Here is an 18,847-nt window from a genome sequence, read left to right as displayed (position 1 = left end):
TTTCGATGGCGGACAGATGAGCGCCGGCGGCGCCTTCTGGCAGACCTCCCGCTTCCGCATCGACCTCGCGCAGCCGCGCGTCATGGGCATCGTCAATGTCACGCCCGATTCCTTTTCCGATGGCGGCACCCATGCCTCTACCGAGGCGGCCCTCCGGCACTGCGAGCAGCTGCTGAAGGAAGGCGTCGACATCCTCGACATCGGCGGCGAGTCGACCCGTCCCGGCAGCCCCGCGGTGCCGCTCGATGCCGAACTGGCGCGCGTGGTGCCGGTGGTGCGCGAGGCTGTCAGGCTGAACGTACCGATCTCCATCGACACCTACAAGCCCGAAGTCATGCGCGCGGTGCTCGACCTGGGCGCGGACATCGTCAATGACATCTGGGCGCTGCGTCAGCCGGGCGCGCGCGAGGCGGTCGCCGCGCACCCCTCGTGTGGCATCTGCCTGATGCACATGCATCGCGATCCGCAGACCATGCAGGCGTTGCCCATGGTGGGCGATGTGGTTCCCGAAGTGCTGTCATTCCTTTCGGCCCAGGTGCAACTCCTGCGCGCGATGGGAGTCGATTCCTCGCGCATCACACTCGATCCTGGTGTTGGCTTCGGCAAGACGGTGGCACAGAACTTCGCCTTGCTCGCGCGGCAGCGCGAGTTGCTCGCCGGTGGCTATCCGCTGCTGCTGGGCTGGTCGCGCAAGTCGTCGATCGGTGCGGTCACCGGCATCGAGGTGGCGGGGGAGCGAATCGTGCCCAGCGTCGCCGCGGCGGTGCTGGCGGTGGACAGGGGAGCGGCCGTGGTGCGCGTACACGACGTGCGCGACACCGTCGCGGCACTCGCGGTATGGCGCGCCATGAAGGCGCAAGAGTCACTACAACAAACACAAGAGCAGACACCCTCAACATGACCCGCAAATATTTCGGCACCGACGGCATCCGTGGCACCGTAGGCAAGGCGCCCATCACTCCCGACTTCGTCCTGCGCCTCGCGCACGCCGTGGGCCGCGTGCTCAAGAAGACGCAGTCGCGCCCCACGGTGCTCATCGGCAAGGACACGCGCATCTCGGGCTACATGCTCGAATCCGCGCTCGAGTCCGGCTTCAACTCTGCCGGTGTCGACGTGGTGCTGCTGGGGCCGCTGCCGACGCCCGGCGTCGCTTATCTCACCCGCGCGCAGCGTGCGAGCCTCGGCGTGGTGATCAGCGCCAGCCACAACGCGTATCCGGACAACGGCATCAAGTTCTTCAGCGCGCAGGGCACCAAGCTCGACGACGCCTGGGAACTGGCCGTCGAGGCCGCGCTGGAAGAAGACCCGGTATGGGTCGATTCCGCCAACCTCGGCAAGGCGCGCCGCCTGAACGACGCGCCCGGGCGCTACATCGAGTTCTGCAAGAGCACCTTCGCCAATGACCTGAGCCTGCGCGACATGAAGCTGGTGGTCGATGCGGCCCACGGCGCGGCCTACCAGGTGGCACCCAACGTGTTCCACGAACTGGGCGCTGAAGTGACCAGCATCGGCGTCGCCCCCGACGGACTGAACATCAACAAGGGCTTCGGCGCCACGCATCCCGAGGCGCTGATCGCAGCGGTGACGGCGCAGAAGGCCGACTACGGCATCGCACTCGACGGCGACGCCGACCGCCTGCAGCTGGTCGACGCGAGCGGGCGCCTCTTCAACGGCGACGAACTGCTCTACCTCATGGTGTCCGAGCGCATCGCGCGCGGCGACAAGCCGGTGGGCGTGGTCGGCACGCTCATGACCAACAAGGCCGTCGAGATGGCCCTGCGCAAGCAGGGCATCGAGTTCGTGCGCGCCAAGGTCGGCGACCGCTACGTGCTCGAAGAGCTCGACAAGCGCGGCTGGCTGCTGGGTGGCGAGGGCTCCGGCCACCTGCTGGCGCTCGACCGCCACACCACCGGCGACGGCATCGTGAGTGCGCTGCAGGTGCTGCAGGCCTGCGTGCGCAGCGGCAAGACGGTGGCGCAGCTGCTCGAGGGCGTAACCCTGTTCCCGCAGACGCTCATCAACGTGCGCATCTCGCCCGACCAGGACTGGAAGGCCAACAAGGCGCTGGCCAGCGAAACCGAGCGCATCGAAGCCGAGCTCGGCGATTCCGGCCGCGTGCTGATCCGCGCGAGCGGCACCGAGCCGCTGGTGCGCGTGATGGTCGAGGCACGCGATGCGAAGCAGGCCGAGTCCTGCGCCAAGCGCCTCGCGGCGACGCTGGAGCCCGCGCGATGACGGCGGCGCCGACGCCGATCGAGGTGTTCATTGCCGACTATCGCAATACCGCCCACGCGGCCGCGCTGGTCGACCTTCTCGATGCCTATGCCAGCGATCCGGCCGGGGGCGGCAAGCCGCTCGAGGCTGCCGTGCGCCAGAGGCTGCCGGCTGAACTGGCTGCGCGGCCCCAGGCGTTCAGCGTGCTGGCGTATGAAGGCGGCCAGCCCGTGGGCCTTGTCAACTGCATCGAGGGCTTCTCGACTTTCGCCGCCAGGCCGCTCGTGAATATCCACGACGTGGTGGTGCTGCCCAGCCATCGTGGGAAGCGCGTTGCGCAGCAGATGTTTGCGCTGGTGGAAGAGGAGGCCCGCAGGCGCGGTGCCTGCAAGCTGACGCTGGAGGTGCTGTCGGGCAACGCGCCGGCGTTGCGCGCCTATGAGCGCGAAGGCTTCGCGGGCTACCAGCTCGACCCGGCTTTCGGCACGGCTGTCTTCCTGCAGAAGAAGCTCTGAAAAAGAAAAGGGCCGGGGCGAATCGATCGCCGTCGGCCCTCACCCCAGCGCTCTCCCAGGGGGAGAGCGCGCAAGTCAGATCAGAAGCGCGTCACCGGCATTTCGGCGTCGGCCTTGCCCGGTGCGTACTTGCCCAGCTCCCACTTGGCGATCGCATTGCGGTGCACTTCGTCCGGACCGTCCGCGAAGCGCAGCGTGCGTGCGCCGGCATAGGCCGATGCCAGCGGGAAGTCGTCGCACATGCCGCCGCCGCCGTGGACCTGCATGGCCCAGTCGATCACCTGGCAGGCCATCGAGGGAGCCACCACCTTGATCATCGCGATCTCGTTCTTCGCGACCTTGTTGCCGGCCACGTCCATCAGCCATGCGGCCTTCAGAGTGAGCAGGCGGGCCATGTCGATCTTGCAGCGGGCTTCGGCGATGCGCTCCTGCGTCACCGTCTGCGAAGCCACGGTCTTGCCGAAGGCCACGCGCGACGAGGCGCGCTTGCACATCAGCTCCAGCGCGCGCTCGGCCAGGCCGATCAGGCGCATGCAGTGGTGGATGCGTCCGGGGCCGAGGCGGCCCTGGGCGATCTCGAAGCCGCGGCCTTCGCCCAGCAGCATGTTGCTCGCGGGCACGCGCACGTTCTCGAAGTACATCTCGACGTGGCCGTGCGGCGCGTCGTCGTAGCCCATCACGTTCAGCGGGCGCACGATGCGGATGCCCTTGGCGTCGGCCGGCACGACGATCATGCTCTGCTGCGAATGGCGCGGCGCCTCGGGGTCGCTCTTGCCCATGGTGATGAAGACCGCGCAGCGCGGATCGGCCGCGCCGGAGATCCACCACTTGTGACCGTTGATGACGTACTCGTCGCCCTGGCGCTCGATGCGCGTGGAGATGTTGGTGGCGTCGCTCGAGGCCACTTCGGGTTCGGTCATCGCGAAGGCCGAGCGGATCTGGCCTTCGAGCAGCGGCTTGAGCCAGCGTGCCTTGATCTCTTCCGAGCCGTAGCGCGCGATGGTCTCCATGTTGCCGGTGTCGGGCGCCGAGCAGTTGAAGGCCTCCGATGCCCATGGCACCCGGCCCATGATCTCGGCCAGCGGGGCGTATTCCTGGTTGGTCAGGCCGGCGCCGTCGTAGCCGGAGGCTGCTGCGCTGTCGACCGGCAGGAACAGGTTCCACAGGCCCTGGGCCTTTGCCTTCTCCTTGAGCTTCTCGACCGTCTTGAGCGCCGTCCAGCGCTTGCCGGCGGCGGTGTTCGCGGCAAGTTCGGCGGCGTACTCGGCTTCGGCCGGATAGATGTGGTCGTCCATGAATGCCTGCACGCGCTTCTGCAGGTCCTTGGTCTTGGCCGAGTATTCGAAGTCCATCTTGTCTCTCCTGGTGGGGTGGGGCGGCTTATGCCTTCTGGGCAAACTGCCAGGCCATGTCGGCCATGGGGCGGGCGCCGCGGGCGGATGCCACGGCTTGCTCGCTCGACGCGGTGCCGGCCTCGACCCGCTTGGCAATGCCTTGCAGGATCGCGGCCATGCGGAACAGGTTGTAGGCCTGGTAGAAGTTCCAGTCGGGCGCGAGCGCCTCGGGCGTGCTGATGCGGGTGCGCTCGCAGTAGCGGCGGATGTATTCGTTCTCGGTGGGGATGCCCAGCGAGGCGACATCGACACCGCCGATGCCGCGTCCGGTGGTCGGCGGCATGTGCCACGACATGCAGTGGTAGCTGAAGTCGGCCAGCGGATGGCCCAGCGTCGACAGCTCCCAGTCGAGCACCGCGATGATGCGCGGCTCGGTGGCATGGAACATCACGTTGTCGAGGCGGTAGTCGCCATGGACGATCGACACCTTGCTCTCGTCGCGCGCGCTTGCGGGCATGTGGGCCGGCAGCCAGTCGATCAGCCGCTCCATGGCTTCGATGGGCTGCGAGAGCTCGCCCGCGCCGTCGGCCGATGCCTTGTACTGCTTGCTCCAGCGGCCGATCTGGCGCTCGAAGTAGTTGCCGGGCTTGCCGTAGTCGGCCAGGCCGCGGGCGGCGAAGTCGACGGTGTGCAGCGCCGCGATCACGCGGTTCATCTCGTCGTAATGGGCGGCGCGCTCGGCGTTGCTCATGCCGGGCAGCGACTGATCCCACAGCACGCGGCCCTGCATGAACTCCATGACGTAGAAGGCACGGCCGATCACGCTCTCGTCTTCGCACAGGCAGTACATGCGCGGCACGGGCACGTCGGTGCCGGCCAGGCCGCTCATCACCTTGTACTCGCGCTCCACCGCGTGGGCCGAGGGCAGCAGCTTCGCGACCGGGCCCGGCTTGGCGCGCATCACGAAGCTCTGCGTGGGCGTGACCAGCTTGTAGGTCGGGTTCGACTGGCCGCCCTTGAACATCTCGACCGTCAGCGGGCCCTTGAAGCCGTCGAGGTTCTTCCCGAGCCAGGCCGCGAGCGCGTCGACGTCGAAGGCGTGCTGTTGCGAGACGGCACGGGTGCCGATGAAGGAGGAGAAGTCCTGGCTCATGTCGGTGTGTTTGTCTGCCTGTGGTTGTTGTTCTGGTGGTCGTTGCCGCCCTAGCTCTCAGCTTCCGAGACGCGCATCAGCGCCGCCCGGTCGAGCACCACGAGGCCGCCCGGCTCGATGCGGATGGTGCCCTCGCGCTCCATGGTCTTGAGCTCCTGGTTCACCCGCTGGCGCGATGCGCCCAGCAGCTGCGCCAGTTCTTCCTGCGCCAGCTGCAGGCCGATGCGCATCTGGCTGCCGTCTTCCAGGTTGGGCACGCCGTAGCTGCGCACCAGGTGGATGAGCTGCTTGGCCAGCCGCGCGCGCAGGGGCAGGGTGTTGAGGTCTTCCACCAGCCCGAAGAGCGTGCGGATGCGCCGCGCCTGCAGCCGCATCAGCGCCTCGTACAGCTCCACGTGCGAGGCCAGGATCTTCTGGAAGTCGGCGCGCGCCACGCACAGGATGGTGGTGTCGCCATGCGAGTAGGTGTCGTGCGTGCGCCGGTCCCCGTCGAACATCGCCACGTCGCCGAACCAGATGCCCGGCTCCACGTAGGTCAGCGTCACTTGCTTGCCCGAGACGGCCGTCGAGCTCACGCGCACTGCGCCCTTGGCACAGGCGATCCAGTGTTCGGGCGGATCGCCGCGGGCAGCGATCAGGTCGCCGTCCTTGTAGCGTTTGACGAAGGCGCATCGGAGGATGTCGTGCCGCAGCGATGGAGAAAGGGAAGAAAACCAGCGACCACTGTTGATCGCTTCACGTTCTTCGATGGTAAGAATGGGGTCGTCCATTGGTCTGTCCTCTCGGCGACTGGAAAGCTGGTGGGTGTCACGGGAGCGACGCCGTCGGGCGCCGGCTCGTCACATGGGTACTTACTCGTATTGCGGCGGCTTCTTCTCGAGGAACGCGGCGATGCCGATGCCCGCGTTCGCGTGATGCAGGTTGCGCACGAAGTGATCTCGCTCCTGCGCGAGCTGCGAGGCCAGCGTGGCGCCCCGGGCCTCGCTCAGCAGCTCCTTGATGCTGGCCAGCGAATTCGGCGCACGCGCGTTGAGCCTGCCCGCCAGTGCCAGTGCGCCCGCAAGGGCCTGGCCGCTTTCGGTGAGCTCGTTGACGAGGCCCAGCGCATGCAGGCGCGAAGCCGCGATGCGCTCGCCGTTCATCAGCCATTCGCTCGCAAGCTGGCGCGGCAGCTGCCGGCCGAGGTGCCAGCTCAGGCCGCCGTCGGGCGACAGCGCCACGTTGCTGTACGAGGCCGCGAACACCGCATCGCGCGCCGACACCACGAAGTCGCAGGCCAGCGCGAGCGAGAAGCCCGCGCCCGCCGCAGCGCCTTCGACGGCAGCGATGACCGGCTTGGGAAAGGTGCGGATCGAATCGATCCAGTTGTGCAGGCCCTCGATGCTCTCGGCCTGCACTGAGCGGTCGAGCTGCCGGTTGGCCAGCAGCCGCTGCAGCGAGCCGCCGGCGCAGAACCATGAGCCTTCGCCCACGATGACCACGCTGCGAATCTCCGCGCTGTTCTCGGCGCCGTTGAGCGCCTCGATGCCCGCCGCGTAGATGTCGGGGCCCAGCGCGTTGCGCTGGGTGGGGTTGGAGATCGTCAGCACCATGGTGCTGCCCTCGCTCGTGCTCTTGAGTTCTGCGGTGCTCATGGATCGTTTCCGTGCTCGTCTGTTATTTCGCGATCATTCTTCTTCGTGCAACAGGCTCAGGCCCAGCGCGCCGCGGCGGCGTAGCCAGGGGCTCGGGCGATAGCGCGGGTCGCCATACACCGTCTGCAGGTTGAACAGCACCTCGAGCATGTTGGTCGGCCCGTAGAGGTTGCCCATGGCGAGCGGGCCGCGCGGATAGCCCAGGCCCAGCTGCACGGCGGTCTCGAGGTCGGCCGGCGTGCACACGCGCTGCTGGCACATGTCGGCGGCGATGTTGACGATGGTGCCGATCACGCGCTGCGTGACGAAGCCGCCGCTGTCGCGGATCACGCTTACGGCCTTGCCGTCGCGTGCGAAGAGGGCGTGCGCGGCATCGCGGATGTCGCGGCGCGTGGCCGGGTTGGTGGCGAGTACGCGGCGCTTGGTGGCTGCATCGTCGATCAGCATGTCGATGCCGACGGTGCGCGTGGCGTCCAGCCGCTCGACGGCGGCGACCGTGGTCACGTCGAAGCCCAGCGGCGCGACCAGGATCAGCGATTGCGGCGCGGCAGTGGCGCCGCTGTCGATCTGCGCGCCCAGCGTGTTCACCAGGCGAAGCAGTTCGGCGCGGCGTGCCGCACGCGGCGACACCCACACCGAAGGCGTACCCTCGACGACCGGCGCGGGCGCCTCGGGCGCCTGCTGCATCACGCCGTCGTCGTAGCGGTAGAAACCTTCGCCGGTCTTGCGGCCCAGCGCGCCGGCAGCCAGGCGCTGTGCGGTGATCACGCTGGGTCGGAAGCGCGGCTCCTCGAAGTACTGGTGGTAGATCGACTCCATCACCGGATGCGACACGTCGAGCGCCGTCAGGTCCAGCAGCTCGAAGGGGCCGAGGCGGAAGCCGGCCTGGTCCTTGAGGATGCGGTCGACGGTCGCGAAATCGGCCACGCCTTCACCGACGATGCGCAGCGCCTCGGTGCCGTAGCCCCGGCCTGCATGGTTGACGATGAAGCCGGGCGTGTCCTGCGCCTGCACTGCGCTGTGGCCCATCTGCGTGGCGTAGCCGGCGAGCTGCCTGCAGACTTCGGGGGCGGTCTTGAAGCCCGCGACCACCTCGACCACCTTCATCAGCGGCACCGGGTTGAAGAAGTGGAAGCCCGCGACGCGCGCCGGATGCTTCAGCCCCGCTGCGATGGCCGTCACCGAGAGGGACGAGGTGTTGGTGACAAGCGTGGCGGTCTCGGCCACCACGCCTTCGAGTTCGCGGAACAGCTTGCGCTTGACTTCGAGATCTTCGACGATGGCCTCGACCACCAGGTCGCAGCCGGCCAGCGCCTGGATCGAATCGACAGCCTTCACGCGGGCGATGCAGGCGTCGCGTGTGGCGGCATCGATCTTGTTCTTCTCGTGCAGCTTGTTCCATTGGGCGCCGAGAGCTTCGCGCCCGCGCTCGGCGGCGCCTGCGAAGCTGTCGAGCAGCAGCACTTCGCTGCCTGCCTGCGCTGCGATCTGCGCGATGCCGCGCCCCATGGCGCCGGCGCCGACGACGCCGATTCGGGAGTAGTTCACTGTCATTTGCTGGAGATTTTCACTGGTTGGGTGGTATCCGGGCCCGCCGTGCAGGCGCCGACGCGACGCGGCATCGATGGATGCCGCTGCCGCAGTCGAGGACTCCGATTTTGCAGCCCCGCGCGCAGGGGCCGTGACGGGTTTTACGCGGGGGCGCGCTTTCAGGGGGCGCGCCGGCTGCGGTCGATCGCAACGCTCAGCGAGATGGCGACCATCAGCAGGCCGAGGCCGACCCAGCTCATCCAGGCGCTGGCGTCATGGGCCAGCAGCCATCCGCCCAGCGCCGCACCGACGGCCTGGCCGGTGTAGATGCCGGAGCTGTTGAGCGCCACCGAGCCCGGCGCCAGCGCGGGCGCCAGGCCCACCAGCCGCGCCTGCTGTGCCGAGTTGGCCGCGAAGCAGCCCAGCCCCCATGGAACGAGCACCGCGGCCAGCAAGGCCAGCGTGGAGGCCATGGGCCACAGCAGCAGGCTCAGCGAGATCAGCAGCGTGGTGACGAGCACCATGCGCCCGGCGCCCACGCGGTCGATGAATCGGCTGACCAGCATGTTGCCCACCAGCCCGCACACGCCGAACAGCGCCCACATCACGCTGAGCGTGGTGGCGTCGGCGCCGTAGCTCTGCTTGAGGATCGGCCCGAAGTAGCTGAAGAGCACGAACTGGCCCGCGCCCTGCAGCGCCGTGACCGAGACGATGCCCATCAGCACCGGGCTGCGCAGCACGCGCGACCATGCAGCAGCCGTCAGCGCGGCAGGACGGATGCCGATCGGCAAGGTGAGCCACACCGATGTCGCGCTCGCGACACTGAGCGCCGCAATCGCGCCGAAAGCCATGCGCCAGCCAAGATGCCCGCCGATCAGCGCGCCGATGGGCAGTCCCAGCACCGAGGCCATCGACCAGCCGAGAAAGACGAAGGTGACGGCCCGCCCGCGATGCTCCGGCGGCACCAGCAGGCCGGCGCAGGCGGCGGCCTGGGGCGTGAAGATGGCCGGCGCGATCACCGTGAGCATGCGCACCGGCAGCAGCGCGCCGAAGCTGGGCATCAGCGCGCAGGCCACGTGGCCGAAGGCGTACCAGAGCAGGGTGAGGGCGAGAAGCTGGCGCCGGTCCCATCCGGCCACTGCGGCGGCCAGCAGCGGTGCGCCGACGCACATGACCGCGGCGGCGGCAGTGATCAACTGCCCGGCCGTGGCGGCCGTGACCGAGAGCGAGGCGCTGATCTCGTTGAGCGTACCGGGCACGACCATGACGCCCGTGCCGATCACGAAGTTGCCGGCAAGCAGCGCCCAGAGCGCTCTCTGTGGCGCCGGCTGGCTCACCGGCGGACCTGCAGCGCGCCGGGATTCACGATGTTGGTGGGGTTGCCCTTGATGAAGCTCACGACGTTGTCGAAGGCCTGGCCGAAATAGCTCTCGTAGCTTTCCTGCTCGACGTAGCCGATGTGCGGCGTGCAGATGCAGTTCTCTAGGCGCAGCAGCGCGTGGCCCTGCAGCGGCGGCTCGCTCTCGAACACGTCGACGGCCGCGAGCCCGGGGCGGCCGCGGTTGAGGGCCGCGAGAAGGGCGTCGGCCTCGACCAGTTCCGCGCGGGAGGTGTTCACGAACAGGGCGGTCGGCTTCATGCGCGAGAGGTCTTCGAGCGTGATGAGGCCGTTGGTCTCTTCGTTGAGCCGCAGGTGGACCGACAGCACGTCGGCAGCGGCGAAGAATTCATGGCGGCTCTGGGCCACCTGGAAACCGTCGGAACGCGCCTTGGCGCAGCTGGCTTCACGGCCCCAGATCACGACCTGCATGCCGAAAGCCTGTCCGTAGCGCGCGACCAGTTGGCCGATGCGCCCGTAGCCCCAGATGCACAGCGTCTTGCCCTTGAGCACCGAGCCGATGCCGAAGTTGGGCGGCATGGAGGCCGACTTCAGGCCCGACTGCTGCCAGGCGCCATGTTTGAGGTTGCTGATGTACTGCGGCAGCCGGCGCATGGCCGCCATGATGAGCGCCCAGGTGAGCTCGGCGGGCGCCTGGGGAGAGCCGGAGCCCTCTGCCACCGCCACGCCCCGCTCGGTGCAGGCCGCGACGTCGATGTGCCCGGCCACGCGCCCGGTCTGGGAAATGAGCTTGAGCTTCGGGAGCTTTTCGATCAGCTGGCGCGAGATCTGGGTGCGTTCGCGGATCAGCACGATCACGTCGGCGTCCTTGAGGCGAACCGACAACTGTCCAATGCCCTTCACCGTGTTGGTATAGACCTTGGCCGCGTATGCGTCCAGCTTGGAAGCGCAGCGCAGCTTGCGTACGGCGTCCTGGTAATCGTCGAGGATCACAATGTTCATGGCACGCCATTGTGCCTCGCAGCATTGGAATGTCGCGCTGGCAAACGTTTGGATACCCGCCCCGCAGCCGATCGCAGGGCGTCAGGAGCCCGCTAAAGGGCTCGGTTCAGGCTCAATGCAGTCGCGTCGAGCGAGGCGCGGCGGCCATGGTCTCGGCGGCTTCCAGGGCGGCCAGCCGGTCGAGTTCGGCGCACACGTCGGCCATGCGGCCGGAGATCACCATGCGGTTGTTGCCGCGTTGCTGTCCCTTGCCATCGACCACGCGGACGACGCGAAGAGGGCGTGCCTGAGCGGCCGATTCGGATGGCGTGGTACCGCTGCTGCGGGCGGTACAGGCAGGGCGAACCGCCACGTAGCGCAGGCCAGCCGAAGATTCGGCGGTGTCGAGATGGTCCCCGCGGCGGGAGGGGCGGCGCGCCGGCATCAGTCGATTGGCCAGCGATTGCAGCGGCATCCAGATGTCGGCGATGGCGAGGAGGGCGATTCCCATGTGAACTCCAAGAAAGTATGAGGTTGAACACAGGCAGGATTTCTTGAGTCGGCTGCGACAGGGTGATGGCGAAGAAGCTTCGCCATACGCCCGCCACCTGTCGCTGCCGGATGGGGTGCTGTTGCTCTGGAAAGCAGGCAGCCGCGGCCTACATCAGCATGGTGTTGCGGATGAGGCCGACCGCGAGGCCCTCGATCTCGAAGGGCTCGCCGGGCTGCACGATGATGGTCGGGTAGTCGGGGTTCTCGGCGTGCAGCTCGATGACCTGCTTGTTGCGCTTCAGGCGCTTGACCGTTACTTCGTCGCCGAGGCGCGCGACCACGATCTGGCCGTTGCGTGCTTCCTTGGTGGCCTGTACCGCGAGCAGGTCGCCGTCCATGATGCCGGCGTCGCGCATCGACATGCCGCGCACCTTGAGCAGGTAGTCGGGCTGGCGCTGGAACAGCGTGTTCTCGACGTAGTAGGTCTGGTCGACGTGCTCCTGGGCCAGGATGGGCGAGCCGGCTGCGACGCGACCGATCAGCGGCAGCGCCAGCTGGGCCATTCCGGGCAGCGAGAGCGAGAACTGGTTGCCTTCGCGATGGCGCGTTTCGTTGAGAGAGCGCAGCGCGTCGCCCTTGAGGCGGATGCCGCGCGAGGTGCCGCTGACCAGCTCGATGACGCCCTTGCGAGCCAGTGCCTGCAGGTGTTCTTCGGCGGCGTTGGCGGACTTGAACCCGAGTTCATTGGCGATTTCGGCGCGCGTGGGCGGCGCACCTGTACGGGCGATGGCACTCTGGATGAGGTCCAGGATCTGCTGCTGGCGGGCTGTAAGCTTCACGGCGAACTGCATGTGTGGTTCCTTGCGGCACTGGTTGGATATCCAGTGCCTGTATTTTTAACCAGTTTTTAGAAGTTGACAAGCCATGGTCAATTCCTCTTCGTCCGGGCTGCCACGTCGGGTCGTGGTTTTGGGCACCGGCGGCACCATCGCGGGCCGCGCCGCCAGCAGTGACGACAACATCGGCTACACGGCCGCGCAGGTGAGCGTGGCCGACCTGCTCGGTGACATCGAGGCGCCCGCAGGCGTGACGCTGGAGGCCGAGCAGGTTGCGCAGGTCGACAGCAAGGACATGTCCTTCGCCATCTGGCAGCAACTGGCCAGGCGCTGCGCGCACTGGCTGGCGCAGCCCGACGTGGCAGGCGTGGTGATCACCCACGGCACCGACACGATCGAGGAGACGGCCTTCTTCCTGCACTCGGTGCTCGCCTCCTCCAAACCGGTGGTGCTGACCTGCGCGATGCGCCCGGCCACCGCACTGTCGCCTGACGGCCCCCAGAACGTGCGCGACGCCATCGGTGTCGCCGCGACCCGGGGTGCGAGCGGCGTGACGGTGGTGTGCGCCGGTGCGATCCATTCCGGCGTCGACATTCAGAAGGTCCACACCTACCGCCTCGACGCTTTCGCTTCGGGCGATGCGGGGCCCGTGGGCTATGTGGAGGAGGGCGAACTGCGCCTTGTCCGGCCGTGGCCGCAGGGTGGCGGAATGTCGGTCGCGAAGCTCTTCGAAGCGGCCGAGCTGCAATGGCCAAGGGTGGAGATCGTGATGAGCCACGCCGGCGCCAGCGGCGCCGTGGTCGAAGCACTGCTTCAGGCGGGCGGACCGGACCCTCTGCGCGGACTGGTGCTGGCGACCACCGGCAACGGCACCTTGCACCATGCGCTGGAAGCTGCCGCGTTCAAGGCGCAGGATGCGGGTATCGCAGTGCTCCGCGCGACGCGCTGCTCGAACGGGCGCATCCTGCCGAAGACGGGCGACCTGCTTCGCGATGCGGGCGAGCTGACGCCCGTGAAGGCCCGAATCGCCCTGGTGCTCGAGTTGCTGGGCTGAAAGCAGAACCGCCCCTCTGGAGGGGCGGTTCGGTGCGGGTCGGATGCTCGGTCGATGTTTCGATCAGCTGCTCAGCGCGGCCAAGGCACGCTGGGTGATCTCGTCGACCGTGCCCACGCCCTTGATGGCGCGGTATTTCGGCGCGGCGGCCGGATCGGCCTTGGCCCAGGCCGAGTAGTAGTCGACCAGCGGACGCGTCTGCTGGCTGTACACGTCGAGCCGCTTGCGAACGGTTTCTTCCTTGTCGTCCTCGCGCTGGATCAGGTCCTCGCCGGTCACGTCGTCCTTGCCTTCCACCTTGGGTGGATTGAACTTGACGTGGTAGGTGCGGCCCGAAGCCGGATGCGAACGGCGGCCGCTCATGCGCTCGATGATGTCGCTGAAGGGCACGTCGATCTCGAGCACGTAGTCGAGCTTGACGCCTGCCGCCTTCATGGCGTCGGCCTGGGGGATGGTGCGAGGAAAACCGTCGAACAGGAAGCCGCTGGCACAGTCGGGCTGCGCGATGCGTTCCTTTACGAGGTTGATGATCAGGTCGTCGCTGACCAGAGCGCCGGCGTCCATGACCGCCTTGGCCTGCAGTCCGAGCGGCGTGCCGGCCTTGACGGCTGCGCGCAGCATGTCGCCCGTGGAAATCTGGGGAATGCTGTATTTCTGGCAAATGAAGGCCGCTTGCGTGCCTTTGCCCGCCCCGGGCGCGCCCAGCAAAATTAGTCTCATGGTGTCCTCGGACGGTTCTTAGATCTTGTGTCGCGCCGAGCTTCGGCCCCATGGCTGGGCTGGGCGGAGTTGCTTCGAGGATAGCATGCGTGCCCTTCGGGAAATCCCGCTACTTGCAGCCGGAAGGACGCGAAGGCTCAGTGCCCGGCGGCCGCGAAGACCGCACGGACGCGTGCCAGGTCCTCGGGCGTGTCGATGCCGGGCCCCGGGGCAGCGTCACTCACGTGCACCGCGATGCGATGGCCGTGCCACAGGGCGCGCAGCTGTTCGAGCGCTTCCGTCGCCTCCACGGGGGAAGGCGGCAGGGAAGGAAAGCGCCGTACGAAGCCCGCGCGGTACCCGTAGATGCCGATGTGGCGCAGCGGGGCAGGGGCTGCAGGCAGCACCGTGGGTGCGGCACCATTGGCCGAGCCGTCGCGCCACCATGGAATGGGCGCGCGGCTGAAATACATCGCGTCGCCCTGAGCGTCGAGCACGACCTTCACCACGTTGGGATTCATGAAGTCGCCGACCGAGTCGATCTCGTGGGCGGCGGTGCTCATCGCCGCCTGGGCATGCGTGGCCAGCGTGGATGCCACGGCATCGATCAGCGCGGGGTCGATCAGCGGCTCGTCGCCCTGGACATTGACGACGATGTCGTCGCCATCGAGACCCAGCTGTTCGCAGGCTTCGGCCAGCCGGTCGGTGCCGCTGGGATGGTCCTGTCGTGTGAGGACGACATCGACGCCGTGCGCCTTGCAGGCCTCGATGATGGAGGGATCGTCGCCCGCGACCACCACGCGTGCCGCGCCCGATTCGCTTGCCCGCCGCGCCACGCGTACCACCATCGGCACGCCTGCGATGTCGGCCAGGGGTTTGTTGGGGAGCCTCGTCGACGCGAGCCGCGCCGGAACCAGAACGGTGAAGCTCACAGTCCGAGCTCTTCGTCGGAGAGCGCGCGTGCCTCGTTCTCGAGCAGCACCGGAATGCCGTCTCGCACCGGATACGCGAGTCGGGCGCTGCGCGACCACAGCTCCTGCTTCTCGGGGTTCCAGGTCAGCGGCCCCTTGGTGACGGGGCAGACGAGCAGTTCAAGCAGCTTGGTATCCATCGAGCGATGATAGCTTTGCGTCGAGTGCCGCGAAGAAATCCGCAGAGGGCGAGAACTCCAGCGGCACTGCCAGTGCGTCGGGCGCCTTGCGCCACAGCTTGACGGCGTCTTTCTCGGTGCAGACGAGGGTCTGGTCCAGACCCGATGGGCGTTGCCAGCTCTCGAAATCGAAGTGATCGGGCAGCGCGATGGTGTCGGCAAGCGTCAGGCCGCGGGCGCGCAGCATCTCGAAGAAGGCCTCGGGCCGCGCGATCGCCGCCAGTGCGACCAGGGGCCTGCCGGCCAGGGATGCCAGGGGCACGCGCTTGCCGTCGCTGCCCACGGCGGTGTCCGAAAGAGCACGCGTGGCGGTATGCCCGCCCGCGAAAGCCGGCCGCGATCCGCTGTGCAGCACCAGGTCGCAGCGGCGCGGCCAGGCTTCTCGCAACGGGCCGGCAGGCAGGCGCCAGCCGTTTCCGATTCCGCGGTCGTCGAATACGCAGATCTCGATGTCGCGCGCCAGGGCCAGGTGCTGCAGCCCGTCGTCGCTGACGATGACCTGCGTGGCCGGATGCCGCTCGAGCAGGGCGCGCGCCGCATCGATGCGCCGGCGCGCCACGAACACCGGTGCCCCGGTCGCATGGTGGATCAGCGCCGGTTCGTCGCCAACGTCCTGCGGATCGCTGTCGCCGAGCACTTCGCGGCAGTCGTCGGTGCGCCGGCCATAGCCGCGCGACACCACGCCGACCCGCTTGCCGCGCGCCTGCAGGTGACGCACGACGGCCATCACGACCGGCGTTTTTCCTGCACCCCCCGCGATCACGTTGCCGACCACGATCACGGGTACCTGCACTCGCTCAACCCTCAGCAATCCCGCGCGATAGAGCAGGCCGCGCAAGGCGAACAGCGCGGCATAGACGAGCGACAGGGGCCAGAGCAGGCAGGCCAGGAGGCCGCGGTGCAGCCAGGCCTGCTGCAGGCGCGAACCTGTGTGGCCGCTGTTGCCGCTGCCTTCGGAAGGCACTCAGCGGCCGGCCTGCGCCGTCGACTGGGCCGCGAAGGTGATCTGCATCAGGCCCGCGCGGCGCGCGGCCTCCATCACCGTCACCACGGCCTGGTGCGGGCTGGTCGCGTCGGCGCTGATGATCACGACGCTGTCCTTGCCGCCGGTGGCCGCGGCGGCGAGAGCGGCCGTCACGGTCTCCACGCTGCGGTCGGCCACGGGATTCTTGTTGATCGAATAGCGGCCGTCGGCCGACACCGAAACGATCACTTCCTTCGGATAGTCGCGCTGCGCGTCGACGTCCGCCGTGGGCAGGCGCAGCTGCATCTCGGTGAACTTGCTGTAGGTGGTCGACAGCATCAGGAAGATCAGGATCACCAGCAGCACGTCGATGAACGGGATCAGGTTGATCTCCGGCTCGTCGCGCGCGCCGTGGCGGAACTGCATGCGGCCGCGGGTCATGACAAGTCTCCGTCGCGACGCTGCAAGGAGGCGGCTGCCCGCTCGGGCGGCAGCGCAGAGCACGCAGTGACAGGCGTTGGGGCCATCATTTGCGCAGTGCGTTCAGATGGCGGGCGAAGCGCTCGCCGGAGAGCTCGAGGTTCAACAGGTACTCGTCGACCCTGCTGCGGAAGTAGCGCCAGAAGATCAGCGTCGGAATGGCGACGATCAGGCCGAAGGCAGTGTTGTAGAGCGCGATCGAGATGCCGTGCGCCAGCTGGGCCGGGTTGCCCGAGCCTACGGCGCCGCTGCCGGGCGACTGCGAGCCGAAGATCTCGATCATGCCGATCACGGTACCCAGCAGGCCCAGCAGCGGGGCTGCCGAGGCGATGGTGGCCAGCGCAGGAAGGTAGCGCTCTAGCCTGTGCGCCACGGTGCGACCCGAGGCTTCCATCGCGGCGCGCAGGTCGTCCTCGGTGCAGCGCGGATTGGCGTTCAGCGCGCGCAGGCCGGCGGCCAGCACCTGGCCGAGCATCGAGTTGCGTTCCAGTTTGGTCACCACATCGGGCCCGGGAATCGCGCCATGCGAAGCGGTGATGGTTTCATCGAGCAGCTTCGGCGGAAGGACCCTCACCGTCTTGAGGCTCGTGAAACGTTCTATAACCAGCGCGAGCGCGATGACCGAACAAGCAAGCAGGGGCCAGATCGGCCAACCTGCGGCAACTATGATGGAAAACAAGAAAATCCTCCGGCCCGTAGACTGCAAATGCGCGGCGATTATCCACTGAGGTCACCATCGTCACGCGCCTTGTTTTTGTGTCAGCAAGGACGCACAGATTCTGTGGATAACTTTGTGATTAACCTGCTGCGCAACGTGTCCGGACCCGCATGGGACGGCCTTTTCGCTGGATCGACTGAATTTTGAGCAGCACTTTTTTCAATGAAATCAACAGGTTGCACGAGAAACCGTGCAGCTGTCCTGCCCCGAGGGCTGAATGCGGGGGCCATGGCGCCCGTTGTGGAAGAGTGGCATTCGGCCGAGCGTGCACTTTGTGAGCTTGCGTGAACCGAATTCCGTGCCGGGGCCGCGCGTCTGGGCTGTCGGCGCGCTGTGCCGAGCTGTTGCCGATGCGCTCGACGCGCGCTTCAACCCGGTGTCCGTGCGCGGCGAAATCTCGGGCTTTTCCCGTGCTTCGAGCGGACATTGTTATTTCGCGCTCAAGGACGAATCCGGCCAACTGCGCTGCGCGATGTTTCGTCGTGCTGCCGGCCTGCTCGATTTTTCGCCGCGCGACGGCGACCAGGTCGAGGTGCGCGGGCGGCTCGCCGTCTACGAGCCGCGCGGCGATCTGCAATTGGTGGTCGAGAGCCTGCGCCGGGCGGGGCAGGGCGCCCTGTTCGAGCAGTTCCTTCAGCGCAAGGCGCGCCTCGAAGCGGAAGGCCTCTTCGATCCGGCACGCAAGCGTGCGCTGCCGACCATGCCGCGTTCGATCGGCATCGTCACTTCGCTTGGCGCGGCCGCGCTGCACGACGTGGTCACTGCGCTGCGAAGACGTGTTCCGCACATCCCGGTCGTGCTTGCGCCTGCGGCGGTGCAGGGCGCCAATGCGCCGGGAGAGCTGGTGCGGGCGCTGCAGTCGCTGTACGAACTGACGCCTGCCGTCGATGTGATCTTGCTGGTGCGTGGCGGCGGCTCCATCGAAGACCTCTGGGCCTTCAACGACGAGACGCTGGCCCGCACCATCGTGCGCAGCCCGGTGCCGCTGGTCAGCGGGGTGGGGCACGAAACCGACTTCACCATCGCCGATTTCTGCGCCGACCTGCGCGCGCCGACGCCCACCGCCGCCGCGGAGCTGGTCAGCGCGCCGCGCGACGTGTGGCTGGGAGCTCTAGACCTGATCGAGGAGCGCTTGGGCGATGCCTTGGGCGGGCGCCTCGATACGCTCGGGCAGCGGCTCGACCAGGCAGCGGGGCGCCTGGGGCGTCCGTCGGGCCTGGTGAGCCGGCAGCAGGTGCGCCTTGCCCATCATGCGCAGCGCCTGCGCTACACGGTGCTGGCCCGCAGGGAGCGCCTCACGCAGGCGCCGCGCCGGATCGCCGCCGACTTTCCGCAGAAGCTTGAGCGCGCGGTGACCCAGCGCCGCGATCGGCTGGAGCGCGTGGCTCTGCGCATGCGGCTGCTCGATCCGGCGCTGGTGCTGCAGCGCGGCTACGCCTGGCTCACCGATGTGGACGGCCATGCGATCGTCAGCGCAGGGCAGCTTGGGCCCGGCGATGCCGTCAAGGCGCGGCTCGCCGACGGCGAGGTCGACCTGACCGTCACACCGGGCGGTGCGACGGGAACGCGTCCGACGCCGTCTCGATGATTACTTCCTAGAATCCCTCTTTCCCGCAACCAACCCACGAGTAAAAAACCATGGAACATGTGCTCCCACCCCTGCCGTACGCCCTGGACGCACTGGCACCCGAGTATTCGAAGGAAACCCTCGAGTACCACTACGGCAAGCACCACAACGCCTACGTGGTGAACCT

At 67.7% G+C, this 18,847-nt stretch carries 20 protein-coding genes and 1 pseudogene; 6 read left to right on the top strand and 15 right to left on the bottom strand.

The window, feature by feature from the left end:
• Positions 1-16 precede the first annotated feature (16 nt).
• From folP to ACTJLF_RS02550, 3 genes are read left to right on the top strand one after another with little or no spacing between them, the layout of a single operon-like run.
• The gene (folP, locus tag ACTJLF_RS02560) at positions 17-901 is read left to right on the top strand and encodes a dihydropteroate synthase (protein WP_132751125.1); all 885 of its coding nucleotides are present in this window, start codon (positions 17-19) and stop codon (positions 899-901) included.
• Entirely contained in the window at positions 898-2,235 is a 1,338-nt protein-coding gene (glmM, locus tag ACTJLF_RS02555; RefSeq protein WP_132751124.1) for a phosphoglucosamine mutase, read from the top strand. The genes folP and glmM overlap by 4 nt, the downstream gene beginning before the upstream one ends.
• Positions 2,232-2,729, top strand: a complete 498-nt coding sequence (locus ACTJLF_RS02550; RefSeq protein ID WP_132797975.1) for a GNAT family N-acetyltransferase — start codon at positions 2,232-2,234, stop codon at positions 2,727-2,729. Before glmM ends, ACTJLF_RS02550 begins: the two co-directional genes overlap by 4 nt.
• Positions 2,730-2,809: 80 nt before the next feature.
• Here ACTJLF_RS02550 and ACTJLF_RS02545 read toward each other — a convergent pair whose 3' ends face one another.
• From ACTJLF_RS02545 to lexA, 9 genes are all read right to left on the bottom strand, one after another.
• Positions 2,810-4,081: an acyl-CoA dehydrogenase family protein gene (locus ACTJLF_RS02545; RefSeq protein ID WP_019652449.1), complete on the bottom strand. Its 1,272-nt coding sequence runs from the start codon at positions 4,079-4,081 to the stop codon at positions 2,810-2,812.
• A gap of 28 nt (positions 4,082-4,109) precedes the next feature.
• Complete coding sequence (locus ACTJLF_RS02540) at positions 4,110-5,216, bottom strand: phosphotransferase (RefSeq protein WP_132797973.1); 1,107 nt, start codon at positions 5,214-5,216, stop codon at positions 4,110-4,112.
• Positions 5,217-5,266: 50 nt separating this feature from the next.
• Positions 5,267-5,986, bottom strand: coding sequence for a Crp/Fnr family transcriptional regulator (locus ACTJLF_RS02535; RefSeq protein WP_019652451.1), 720 nt, complete (start codon positions 5,984-5,986; stop codon positions 5,267-5,269).
• 81 nt (positions 5,987-6,067) lie between these two features.
• Complete coding sequence (locus ACTJLF_RS02530) at positions 6,068-6,850, bottom strand: oxepin-CoA hydrolase, alternative type (protein WP_019652452.1); 783 nt, start codon at positions 6,848-6,850, stop codon at positions 6,068-6,070.
• Positions 6,851-6,883: 33 nt separating this feature from the next.
• Positions 6,884-8,404 carry a 3-hydroxyacyl-CoA dehydrogenase gene (locus ACTJLF_RS02525; RefSeq protein ID WP_354408806.1) on the bottom strand — a complete coding sequence of 507 codons (1,521 nt, stop codon included), beginning with the start codon at positions 8,402-8,404 and terminating at the stop codon, positions 6,884-6,886.
• Positions 8,405-8,559: 155 nt separating this feature from the next.
• A complete protein-coding gene (locus ACTJLF_RS02520) occupies positions 8,560-9,717 on the bottom strand; it encodes an MFS transporter (RefSeq protein ID WP_132751118.1) in 1,158 nt (385 codons plus the stop codon).
• Complete coding sequence (locus tag ACTJLF_RS02515) at positions 9,714-10,721, bottom strand: D-2-hydroxyacid dehydrogenase family protein (RefSeq protein ID WP_132797971.1); 1,008 nt, start codon at positions 10,719-10,721, stop codon at positions 9,714-9,716. Before ACTJLF_RS02515 ends, ACTJLF_RS02520 begins: the two co-directional genes overlap by 4 nt.
• 112 nt (positions 10,722-10,833) lie before the next feature.
• On the bottom strand, positions 10,834-11,211 hold the full coding sequence (locus ACTJLF_RS02510; protein ID WP_019652456.1) for a hypothetical protein: 378 nt from the start codon (positions 11,209-11,211) through the stop codon (positions 10,834-10,836).
• Between the two features lie 148 nt (positions 11,212-11,359).
• Entirely contained in the window at positions 11,360-12,043 is a 684-nt protein-coding gene (lexA, locus tag ACTJLF_RS02505; protein WP_019652457.1) for a transcriptional repressor LexA, read from the bottom strand.
• Positions 12,044-12,116: 73 nt separating this feature from the next.
• Here lexA and ACTJLF_RS02500 point away from each other — a divergent pair, with 73 nt between their 5' ends.
• Entirely contained in the window at positions 12,117-13,082 is a 966-nt protein-coding gene (locus ACTJLF_RS02500; RefSeq protein WP_132797969.1) for an asparaginase, read from the top strand.
• Between the two features lie 63 nt (positions 13,083-13,145).
• On the opposite strand, the gene adk is transcribed toward ACTJLF_RS02500, so the two are convergent.
• The 6 genes from adk to ACTJLF_RS02470 all read right to left on the bottom strand — a co-directional run bounded on the left by adk (position 13,146) and on the right by ACTJLF_RS02470 (position 17,054).
• On the bottom strand, positions 13,146-13,802 hold the full coding sequence (gene adk, locus ACTJLF_RS02495) for an adenylate kinase (protein WP_019652459.1): 657 nt from the start codon (positions 13,800-13,802) through the stop codon (positions 13,146-13,148).
• A gap of 137 nt (positions 13,803-13,939) precedes the next feature.
• A complete protein-coding gene (kdsB, locus tag ACTJLF_RS02490; protein ID WP_132751116.1) occupies positions 13,940-14,713 on the bottom strand; it encodes a 3-deoxy-manno-octulosonate cytidylyltransferase in 774 nt (257 codons plus the stop codon).
• Positions 14,710-14,892, bottom strand: a complete 183-nt coding sequence (locus tag ACTJLF_RS02485; protein ID WP_019652461.1) for a Trm112 family protein — start codon at positions 14,890-14,892, stop codon at positions 14,710-14,712. The genes kdsB and ACTJLF_RS02485 overlap by 4 nt, the downstream gene beginning before the upstream one ends.
• Entirely contained in the window at positions 14,873-15,895 is a 1,023-nt protein-coding gene (gene lpxK / locus ACTJLF_RS02480) for a tetraacyldisaccharide 4'-kinase (protein WP_132751115.1), read from the bottom strand. The genes ACTJLF_RS02485 and lpxK overlap by 20 nt, the downstream gene beginning before the upstream one ends.
• Positions 15,896-16,321 carry an ExbD/TolR family protein gene (locus ACTJLF_RS02475; protein WP_409327440.1) on the bottom strand — a complete coding sequence of 142 codons (426 nt, stop codon included), beginning with the start codon at positions 16,319-16,321 and terminating at the stop codon, positions 15,896-15,898.
• 100 nt (positions 16,322-16,421) lie between these two features.
• Entirely contained in the window at positions 16,422-17,054 is a 633-nt protein-coding gene (locus tag ACTJLF_RS02470) for a MotA/TolQ/ExbB proton channel family protein (RefSeq protein WP_019652464.1), read from the bottom strand.
• 313 nt (positions 17,055-17,367) lie between these two features.
• Here ACTJLF_RS02470 and xseA point away from each other — a divergent pair, with 313 nt between their 5' ends.
• A complete protein-coding gene (gene xseA, locus ACTJLF_RS02465) occupies positions 17,368-18,681 on the top strand; it encodes an exodeoxyribonuclease VII large subunit (protein WP_132751114.1) in 1,314 nt (437 codons plus the stop codon).
• A gap of 50 nt (positions 18,682-18,731) precedes the next feature.
• Positions 18,732-18,847: pseudogene (locus ACTJLF_RS02460) on the top strand (superoxide dismutase [Fe]); the annotation flags it as partial.

The organism is Variovorax sp. 22077, assembly GCF_052044195.1.
GTDB lineage: Bacteria > Pseudomonadota > Gammaproteobacteria > Burkholderiales > Burkholderiaceae_C > Variovorax > Variovorax atrisoli.
The sequence above is the reverse complement of the archived record's forward strand: the minus strand, read 5'-3'. Positions and strand labels throughout refer to the sequence as shown.

Coding starts and splice junctions, on each gene's coding strand:
- ACTJLF_RS02515 (WP_132797971.1), bottom strand. CDS start 10,721: ATGAACATTGTGATCCTCGACGATTACCAGGACGCCGTACGCAAGCTG.
- ACTJLF_RS02485 (WP_019652461.1), bottom strand. CDS start 14,892: ATGGATACCAAGCTGCTTGAACTGCTCGTCTGCCCCGTCACCAAGGGG.
- ACTJLF_RS02500 (WP_132797969.1), top strand. CDS start 12,117: ATGGTCAATTCCTCTTCGTCCGGGCTGCCACGTCGGGTCGTGGTTTTG.
- ACTJLF_RS02530 (WP_019652452.1), bottom strand. CDS start 6,850: ATGAGCACCGCAGAACTCAAGAGCACGAGCGAGGGCAGCACCATGGTG.
- ACTJLF_RS02475 (WP_409327440.1), bottom strand. CDS start 16,321: ATGCAGTTCCGCCACGGCGCGCGCGACGAGCCGGAGATCAACCTGATC.
- lexA (WP_019652457.1), bottom strand. CDS start 12,043: ATGCAGTTCGCCGTGAAGCTTACAGCCCGCCAGCAGCAGATCCTGGAC.
- ACTJLF_RS02550 (WP_132797975.1), top strand. CDS start 2,232: ATGACGGCGGCGCCGACGCCGATCGAGGTGTTCATTGCCGACTATCGC.
- ACTJLF_RS02545 (WP_019652449.1), bottom strand. CDS start 4,081: ATGGACTTCGAATACTCGGCCAAGACCAAGGACCTGCAGAAGCGCGTG.
- ACTJLF_RS02525 (WP_354408806.1), bottom strand. CDS start 8,404: ATGACAGTGAACTACTCCCGAATCGGCGTCGTCGGCGCCGGCGCCATG.
- glmM (WP_132751124.1), top strand. CDS start 898: ATGACCCGCAAATATTTCGGCACCGACGGCATCCGTGGCACCGTAGGC.
- ACTJLF_RS02540 (WP_132797973.1), bottom strand. CDS start 5,216: ATGAGCCAGGACTTCTCCTCCTTCATCGGCACCCGTGCCGTCTCGCAA.
- ACTJLF_RS02510 (WP_019652456.1), bottom strand. CDS start 11,211: ATGGGAATCGCCCTCCTCGCCATCGCCGACATCTGGATGCCGCTGCAA.
- adk (WP_019652459.1), bottom strand. CDS start 13,802: ATGAGACTAATTTTGCTGGGCGCGCCCGGGGCGGGCAAAGGCACGCAA.
- folP (WP_132751125.1), top strand. CDS start 17: ATGAGCGCCGGCGGCGCCTTCTGGCAGACCTCCCGCTTCCGCATCGAC.
- ACTJLF_RS02535 (WP_019652451.1), bottom strand. CDS start 5,986: ATGGACGACCCCATTCTTACCATCGAAGAACGTGAAGCGATCAACAGT.